Raw genomic sequence first — 8836 nt, 5'->3', positions numbered from 1 at the left:
CCTTGTCAAACCTTTTTTCTTCTGATTCATTCCCGTTAACACCAGAACAATTTGAGGATAGTTCTACGCTGGAGGAGACGATCGCGAATGCAGCGGTTGTTGAAAAAGCAATCCAGCCAGGAAAGCCGGGTCGCGTTAAATATCAAGGGGTGTGGTGGTCTGCTCGCTGCCTGGAAAACATCACGCTCCTGCCAGAACAAACCGTTACTGTTGTAGGACGGATGAACCTGACGCTGCTCGTTCAACCCACACCACAACAAGCTTAATTGCGAAATCTCTCCTACGATTACCTCTTCGGGAACCTGCGAAACACTTAATTCTGATTAGAACGTAATCAGAACGTGTTAACTTCTGTAGCGATTACGGCGAAACCTGATCGATCCGCTAGAGCGAGCTTAAGAAGTTATTAAGCTACAAGAAAGGGAAGGGTTTTCCAGTTACTTTGGAAAGCAAGATACCTCCTAACTGCGTCTCCAGCCTCATCTAAATTCCTTCGGGCGTTTTGGTGGGGCTGCTCTTTTTGAACTGCGCCCTAAATTACGCCTTAAATTGCGCCCTAAATTGCACTAAACAAGTCAAACCACGGCAATCGCATCAGTTTTGCTGGGAACTGGCTTGATTTCACTCTTTTGGTTGACCCGCTTTTTGCTGAAAAAAGATTACACCGATCAGTAATGCTCATTGCTGCTGGAATGCGCCGACTTCAAACGACATAAAAATGCTCTGGTAAATTGATATGAAAAATCAACGCTTTCTTGCGCCCCTGATCTCGATCGGGATCGGTTTGACGCTGCTTGTAGTGGCTATTTTAAATCTGAACCAGCCCACCAGCAGTATGTTTGATTCAAACTCGGCAAGTTATTTTATTAAACCTGTTGAGATCAATCATCTTTATGTAGTTGAACCCAATATGGAAGGCTACATGAATGAAAATATTGATCCGCCCAATTTAGAAGAAGTGCTATACAGTTCGCTGGATGAGCTGGATCAGCGATATGCGATCGATAAAACAGAGATTGTAAACATTGAGCGTAAAGGGGTAACAATCCCGAATCTCTATGTGTATGTGCATCCTGACAACTTGCAGGCAGATGTTTCTGATAGCCTTTGAAACTCCCTTTAAAGAGGATTTCAAAAGAATTTATCCTCAGCTTCCTCAACAGGCTGGGGATTTTGTGTTTTGACAAGTGACTGATCGAGACACAGCAAATCTCCACGGCGTTTATTCCGTTCGCCAATCCTAAAACAATCCGTAAAGGGAAAAAATCCTCTAAACGGTAGACTGCAAATTGAAAAAGAGTTGCTTAAATCACAAGTAAGCCTATTCACAGCAGCATTGGGCAGTTCTGAGTTAACGCTGACCACCTCCGTTCCTAAGCAAGTTCGGCTGGATAATTTGCTGATTTCAGATTGAAATTAGAGCTTTGCTCCTTTAGGACGATCGTTTTAATGTCATGTTCTGAAATGCAGTTTTACGGTGTAGTTTTTACACTGATTACGAATGCCAGTGGACATGCGATCGAAGCGGGCGATCAGCTTCCGTAAATTGTCTTCTCAATACAGGCTAATTAATACAGGCTAATGACTACATTTCAACTCAAGCCCATTAATCAACAGGTCGTTGCTGTGGTCGGTGCATCAAGCGGCATCGGACGATCGACTGCGCTCAAGTTTGCAGGTCGCGGTGCAAAGGTCGTAGTGGCATCCCGAAGCCAGCCCGGGCTAGACTCTCTGGTCGATGAAATTCGGGCAGCAGGGGGTGATGCCATTGCCGTGGTTGCAGACGTAGCAGATTTTGCTCAGGTGCGATCGATCGCTGAAAAGGCAGTGCAGCAGTACGGGCGCATCGATACCTGGGTTCACGCTGCCGCAACAGGACTCTTTGCCCGCTTTGAGCAAATTCAGCCCGACGAATTCAAGCGCGTGATCGAAGTCAACTTGCTCGGTCAGGTGTATGGCGCAATGGTCGCTTTGCCGCACCTAAAACAAATCGGCCAGGGCGCGTTCATTTCTGTGTCTTCGGTAGAAGCAAGACGATCGCTGCCGCTGCAAAGCCCTTATTCGTCATCAAAGCACGGTTTGCAAGGCTTCCTGGATGCCATGCGGGTAGAGCTCAAGCACGATGGCGTTCCCGTTAGCGTCACCGAAATCATGCCCTCGACCATCAACACGCCGTTCTACAACAAGGGTAAGACTAAGCTGGGTGTGAAGCCGCAGGGCGTTCCTCCTTTCTATCATCCCGATCAGGTTGCAGATGCAATTCTGTATGCTGCCGAGCATCAAACTCGCGATTTGATCGTAGGCGATTCTGGTCGTGTGCTGGACTTTATTCAGCGACTCTCTCCAGCATTGGGTGACTTCCTGGTGCAAATGGTTGCTGTGGAAGGACAGCATACTCCCACGACTAAATACGAAGATGACCCGAACAACCTGTATGAGCCCATTTCGGGATCAGGCTATGACCGGATCGAAGGGGACTTTGGCGGCTTGACGATCCCCAGTTTCCTGGAAGTTTTAGACTTTCACCCGATCGCCAAATGGGGAACGGTAGCAGGAATCGGTGCGCTGATGCTATTGGCGACTGGTTTGCTAGGAGGACGGGAAAACATCTAGTAAATCGGTGGAAATGAGTAGATGAGTGGATAGGTGGATGGGTGAATGTAGAACATATTCCAACCCATCCCCATTCACAAAACAAATTTGACCGCAGTACAGACAAGGAGAAAGAAAGATGGAAACCGTGTCGGGTGGAAACCAGGAAAATCAGCCGAATCAAAATCAGCAGGGCAACGTGAGCGAAGCCGAGAAATGGGGTTCGCTGATTACAGGTGGTGCAATGGTGCTGATGGGATTGAGCCAGCGATCGCTGCGTGGCGCACTGATGGCAATGGCAGGCGGCGCGATGGCATACCACGGCGCAACCGCAGATAAGAGCTTGACCGATAAAGTGGCAGACGCAGCAGGCTTGGGCAAGGGCATCAAAGTTGAACGCACGGTGACGATCATCAACAAAACGCCGGAAGAACTGTATGAGTTCTGGCACAACTTCGAGAATCTGCCCAGCTTCATGAAGCACCTGAAGTCGGTAACAGTCACCAGCCCGACGCGATCGCACTGGGTTACGAGCGCACCGTTTGGCACAGAAGTGGCATGGGACGCTGAAATCGTGGCAGACCAGCCCAACAAGCTGATTGGCTGGGCATCGATCGAAGGGTCGCAGGTGGATAACTCTGGCTTTGTGCGCTTCCAGCCTGGACCTCCCGGACGCGGAACCGAAGTAAAAGTCGTAATGGAATACAATCCGCCCGGTGGTGTCGTGGGTGCTGCGATCGCCAAACTGTTTGGAGAAGAAGCAGAACAGCAAATTGGTGATGAACTTCGCCGCTTCAAAATGCTGATGGAAACCGGAGAAATTGCCACAACGGAAGGTCAGCCTTCTGGTCGCAAATAAGAAGGTTAGTCTTCTGGTTACAAATAATTAGAGGAATCAATAATGAAAGCTGTCTGCTGGCACGGCCCCTTAGATATTCGGGTTGACAACGTTCCTGATCCTAAAATTCTCAATCCGCGTGATGCGATCGTCAAAATTACATCTACGGCGATTTGCGGCTCGGATCTTCATTTTTACGACGGATTTATTCCCTCGATGATGCCTGGCGATATTGTGGGGCATGAATTTATGGGAGAAATCGTCGAAGTTGGTCCTGCCGTAAAGAACCTGAAGATTGGCGATCGCGTCATCATTCCCTTCCCAATTTCCTGCGGCAACTGTTTCTTCTGCCGTAAAGATTTGTGGTCGCTCTGCGATAACTCGAACCATCAAGCGCATTTAATCGAACCGCTCTACGGTACATCTCCTGCGGCACTGTTTGGCTATTCTCACTTCTTTGGCGGCTATGCTGGAGGACAGGCAGAATATGCGCGGGTTCCCTTTGCGGATGTGGGTCCGTACAAAGTGCCCGATCACCTGACCGATGACCAGGTGCTATTCCTGACGGACATCCTGCCGACCGGATACATGGGCGCAGAAAATTGCAATATTCAGCCCGGTGATACGGTCGCAGTATGGGGCTGTGGCCCGGTGGGGATGTTTGGTATCAAGAGTGCCTTCTTGCTGGGCGCAGAAAGAGTGATTGCGATCGATCGTGTCCCCGAACGGCTGGAACTGGCAAAACAGTGGGGCGCAGAAGTAATCAACTACGAAGAGATCGATCCGGGTGAAGCCCTGAAAGAAATGACCGGCGGTCGCGGACCCGACTCCTGTATGGATGCGGTTGGTCTGGAAGCCCACGGCATGGGACCCGAAGGTGTGTATGACAAAGTGAAGCAGGCGGTTCGGATGGAAACCGATCGTCCCTATGTGCTGCGTCAGGCGATCGTCGCTTGTCGTAAAGGGGGCACGGTGTCGTTACCGGGTGTGTATGGCGGTTTTGTGGATAAAATCCCGATGGGAGCCGCAATGAACAAAGGATTGACCTTCAAGATGGGTCAAACTCACGTTCACAAATATCTCGATCGACTGCTAGCGCACATCGAAAACGGAGACATTGACCCCACCTTTGTCATTTCTCACCATTTGCCCCTCGATGACGCTCCGCGCGGCTATGAGATCTTCAAGCACAAGCGCGAGAACTGCACCAAGGTCGTTCTAAAGCCGTAATTAATCCGCCCCAGGGAGAAAGTGAAATATGAAAGCTGCTTGCTGGCATGGTCCAATGGACGTGCGCGTGGAGACCGTGCCCGATCCAAAAATTCTCAATCCGCGTGATGCGATTCTAAAAGTCACGGCAACGACGATTTGCGGTTCTGATCTGCACATCTACGACGGATATATTCCCTCGATGCTCCCCGGTGACATTATTGGTCACGAATTTATGGGCGAAGTCGTGGAAGTCGGTGCGGCTGTGCGAAAGCTGAAGGTCGGCGATCGTGTCGTTGTGTCTTCGATTATTGGCTGCGGCGGTTGCTTCTTCTGTCAGCAGCAAAAGTGGTCGCTCTGCGATAACTCCAACAAAAACGGTTGGATGCAGGAGCCGCTGTTTGGCTTCGGAACCTCTGGAATTTTCGGCTACTCGCACCTGTTTGGTGGCTATGCCGGATCTCAGGCAGAATATATTCGCGTTCCCTTTGCCGACATGGGCTGCACAATCGTTCCCGAAGGCATTGCCGACGAAAAAATTCTGCCCCTGTCCGATGCCTTCCCAACCGGATACATGGGCGCGGATTTGTGCGACATTCAGCCCGGTGATATTGTGGCAGTTTGGGGCGCGGGTCCGGTCGGTCAGTTTGCCATGATCAGTGCCTATATGCTGGGCGCAGAGCGGGTGATCGCGATCGATCGCATCCCAGAACGACTGGAACTGGCAAAAACCTTCGCCAACGCAGAAATCATCAACTATGAAGAAATTGATGCTGGCGAAGCCTTGAAGGAGATGACTGGGGGACGCGGACCCGATTGCTGTATTGATGCGGTCGGTCTAGAGGCGCACGGCATGGGCGTAGAAGGACTGTATGATCGGGCAAAGCAGCTCGTTCGTCTGGAAACCGATCGCCCCAACGTGATTCGCCAGATGATCGTCTCTTGCCGCAAGGGGGGAACGGTGTCGATTATGGGCGTGTATAGCGGCTTTATCGACAAGGTGCCGATGGGGGCTGCTTTCAACAAGGGTCTGACGCTAAAAATGGGTCAGATGTTTGGGCAAAAGTATATGCCGATGCTGGTCGATCGGGTGGCAAACGGAGAAGTCGATCCGTCGCGCGTGTTTACCCATACGCTCTCGCTAGAGGAAACGAAGCGGGGCTATGAAATGTTCAAGCACAAGCAGGATGGCTGCATCAAGGTGTTCATCAAGCCTTAGAAGTTCTACGTTGCCCTCTAAATTCCCCATTGGTGAGGGACTCTAAAGTCCCAGTGCATTAGATCCGTAGGATGGGTCAGGCGAAGCCATAATGCATCAATTCTTGAAAAGTAGAATTCGTTAAGTAGCGCATTCTGTTTTACAGCCGATCGTTACCGTGAGTTCTACAGCATCGATTTCTGCCAGTGATGCGCTACGCTGCGCCAATCCATCCTGCGAAGCTTACAAAGCCAAAACCATTTGCAAATTTAAGATCCAAAGAGGAGATACATAATGACTCAACTTCGCAAAGTTTTTACGGTGATCGTCGCCAGCGTTCTGCTGTTTGTTGGTGTGCTGGTGGGCAGTTCTGCGGCTCTAGCAGGCAACTTCAGCGCGGAAAGCTGGGATAAATTGCCGACGTTAAGCGATAACAAACCTAATCCGGGCGATAAGCTCTCGACCGATAAGGCATTTTCTAAGGACAACAGTTCTAATTTAACGGATGCGCTCTCAGACAATTCAAATTCGCTCCCCAGACCCGATCGCACTTCCCTGCCAAAGCAGAGCAAATCCTACATTGATCTGGATGAGAAAGATAACGTTAACATCCGCAATGCGAAGAAGAATCTAGAGGAAACGACGGATCAAACCGAGGGCGGATTGAAGGACATTGTAGATAATGTGCGCGAGAAGCTAAACCTGGATCAGCCGCTCTATCCCGGCACAAAAGAATTCATCAGCGATGTGAAAGAAACAGTTGAAGATTCTGTTGATGCAGTAGAGGATACGCTGACAGGCGGTGCGGATAATCTTACGGGTGGTCAGCGTAGCTATAAGTAAGCCCGCTGAATTGGTCATTGGTCATTAGCCATGGGTCATTGGTTATTGGGATTAATCGTTTGAAATGTAGGCGATGTGCAGCTTTTCTGGATTTGTAAAGTTGGCTCACTGGAGATCAATCCAGGACTTTAGCTGCCCACCGCTGAATTGACCGATCACGAACGACCCATGACGCTTCTAAACAACCCCTTTCCCGATTTGGGCGAGGGGATTTAAATCTAAAACGGCTCCGTTTGTCCTTCTTTATCAGGAAAGGTGAACCATGACTTATCCTTCTACACCCTGGCAGCTTCAAGGCTACGCCCTGCAAACCCTGAATCTGATGGATATCGATCGCGTTCGCCCGCTGGTTCCCTCTGAGCTAGAAATTATCCCTGTCTTTCCCGGTAAGACGATCGGCGGTGTGTATCTCTCTGCTTATCAAAGCGGTTCAGTGCTGCTGTATAACGAGCTGATTGTCGTCATGGGTTTAATTTATCACGGCGGAAAAATTGGCGGCTGGGTATCGCATATTTATGTGGATAACCCTGACTCGATCGCAGGCGGACGCGAAATCTGGGGACTGCCCAAGGAATACGCCGAGTTTAAGTGGCAGCAGGGTGAGCATCCTAGCGTCGAAGTCAGGCAGGGAGACGATGTGCTGTGTCGCTGTCGCTGCACCTGGAAACTCCCTGGCTTGCAGTTGGCACTCAGCGCACCTGTATTTAGCGTTAAGGATACTAAGCTTCTGCTGTTTGAAGGACAAACGAATAGCAGCCTACACCTGGCAGGCGTGGATTTGCAGGTTCCCGACAGCAGCCCCTTTGCCTGGTTAAATATTAGTCAACCGTGGTTGGGCGTTTATATTGAACCGCTTTATCTGAAGGTGAACGCGCCCCAGATCGTGCAGGAACGTCCGCAATCGTTTAGCTACTCGTGACGATTGAGAGACTGGGCGGGAAATTGCGGGGCAGTTGAGGTCGCCCTCTTCACGCTGCAAACGTCCTCCAGGGCAGGGGTTAAGCAATCTTCTGGGCAGCCTGCTTAAGCGGGGCGAGCAGCGAGAGCGAAACCTGTTCGCTGTTCAGCATCCCATGAGTGTCTTTGCCCGAAGTAGGGCTGGGTCCGTGGTAGTCGCTGCCGCCTGTTTTCAGTAAGCCATAGTAGGCACAGGATTCCTCTAGCCGCCGCACCTCGGACGAAGAATGGCTGGGATGATAAACTTCAATGCCCATCAACCCGGCTTCCACCAGGACAGGCAACACCGTCTCCACCGTCCCACCCCGAAACAGATAGGGATGCGCCCACACCGGAACGCCACCGCAGGAGCGCAAAAGCTGAATTCCCTCGATCGCGCTGAATTTCTCATATTCCACATAAGCAGGTTTGTCACTACCCAAAAAGCGATCGAATGCTTCTTCTGACGAGGTAACATAGCCTGCCCGCACCATTGCCGAAGCGATATGCGGTCTTCCCGGAGCCATGCCTTCTCCCCGTTCTGGTAAAGCGATCGGATAGCCCAGCTCTGCCAGTTTTGCGAGCATCAGTTGGGCACGGCGCTTGCGTCCGTTCAAGCGTTCCCTTAAGGGAGCTTGCAGCTTTTGACGATCGGGATAAAAACCGAGAATGTGCATCGAGCGATCGTTATACACAGTACTGAGTTCTAGACCGGGCACAATTTCGATCGGGAGATTTGCCGCCGCTGCAAACGCTTCATCCCAGCCTTGAAGGGTATCGTGGTCGGTAATTGCCAGGGCACGAACACCTGCCTGATGCGCTCTCCAAACAAGCTGGGTCGGGGTCAGGGTTCCGTCTGAACAGGTGGTGTGGCAGTGAAGTTCGAGCATGGCGAAAGGCAGTGGCAGCAGGTCAACAATTCTACCCTAGCGTATTGACTGGGCGCATTGAGCCATCTTGTATTGAGCTGTGTATCCAGCCATTGCGCCGCGCTGCGAAATCCTGTCGATCGAAAGAGGACGAACGATGCAGCAATCGGTAAGCTGTCGTTAGACAAAATTAGCGAAACCCCGGAAGAAGGCGCGATGGATGCTTTACCTCTCGTTTTGAACAAACAGCAGCTTGAACTGATGCACAATGGCTTGAATCAGGCGATCGATCAGCTTCAGCAGCAAAACCCGTCTCAGTTCAGCAATCAGCAGGAACAAAACCTGAATACT

General features: G+C 50.8%; 10 protein-coding genes. 9 read left to right on the top strand and 1 reads right to left on the bottom strand.

Translation table 11 applies throughout. The annotated features are described in order from the left end of the window. The 8 genes from H6F80_RS04330 to H6F80_RS04295 all read left to right on the top strand — a co-directional run. Positions 1–266, top strand: a 266-nt coding sequence (locus H6F80_RS04330) for an NfeD family protein (protein ID WP_190790380.1), incomplete at its 5' end; no start/stop codon positions are given. 470 nt (positions 267–736) lie between these two features. After that, positions 737–1111 (top strand): hypothetical protein, encoded by a 375-nt coding sequence (locus H6F80_RS04325; RefSeq protein WP_190790379.1) that lies wholly within the window; start codon positions 737–739, stop codon positions 1109–1111. Positions 1112–1581: 470 nt separating this feature from the next. Beyond that, entirely contained in the window at positions 1582–2613 is a 1032-nt protein-coding gene (locus tag H6F80_RS04320) for an SDR family oxidoreductase (protein ID WP_190790378.1), read from the top strand. A 118-nt stretch (positions 2614–2731) separates the two neighbouring features. After that, on the top strand, positions 2732–3451 hold the full coding sequence (locus H6F80_RS04315; protein WP_190790377.1) for an SRPBCC family protein: 720 nt from the start codon (positions 2732–2734) through the stop codon (positions 3449–3451). 42 nt (positions 3452–3493) lie between these two features. Further along, on the top strand, positions 3494–4660 hold the full coding sequence (locus H6F80_RS04310) for a zinc-dependent alcohol dehydrogenase (RefSeq protein ID WP_190790376.1): 1167 nt from the start codon (positions 3494–3496) through the stop codon (positions 4658–4660). Between the two features lie 28 nt (positions 4661–4688). Next, positions 4689–5858, top strand: coding sequence for a zinc-dependent alcohol dehydrogenase (locus H6F80_RS04305; protein ID WP_190790375.1), 1170 nt, complete (start codon positions 4689–4691; stop codon positions 5856–5858). Positions 5859–6131: 273 nt separating this feature from the next. Further along, on the top strand, positions 6132–6680 hold the full coding sequence (locus tag H6F80_RS04300) for a hypothetical protein (protein WP_190790374.1): 549 nt from the start codon (positions 6132–6134) through the stop codon (positions 6678–6680). 262 nt (positions 6681–6942) lie between these two features. Then, the gene (locus H6F80_RS04295; RefSeq protein WP_190790373.1) at positions 6943–7599 is read left to right on the top strand and encodes an acetoacetate decarboxylase family protein; all 657 of its coding nucleotides are present in this window, start codon (positions 6943–6945) and stop codon (positions 7597–7599) included. Between the two features lie 79 nt (positions 7600–7678). Here the strand turns inward: H6F80_RS04295 and H6F80_RS04290 are convergent, their stop codons facing one another. Beyond that, positions 7679–8506, bottom strand: a complete 828-nt coding sequence (locus H6F80_RS04290; protein ID WP_190790372.1) for a PHP domain-containing protein — start codon at positions 8504–8506, stop codon at positions 7679–7681. 57 nt (positions 8507–8563) lie between these two features. Between H6F80_RS04290 and H6F80_RS04285 the strand changes: the two genes are divergently transcribed. After that, on the top strand, positions 8564–8836 hold a 273-nt coding region (locus H6F80_RS04285), incomplete at its 3' end, for a hypothetical protein (protein WP_199296367.1).

The sequence above is a fragment of the Leptolyngbya sp. FACHB-711 genome (assembly GCF_014695615.1).
Lineage (GTDB): Bacteria > Cyanobacteriota > Cyanobacteriia > Elainellales > Elainellaceae > Leptolyngbya_A.
The sequence above is the reverse complement of the archived record's forward strand: the minus strand, read 5'-3'. Positions and strand labels throughout refer to the sequence as shown.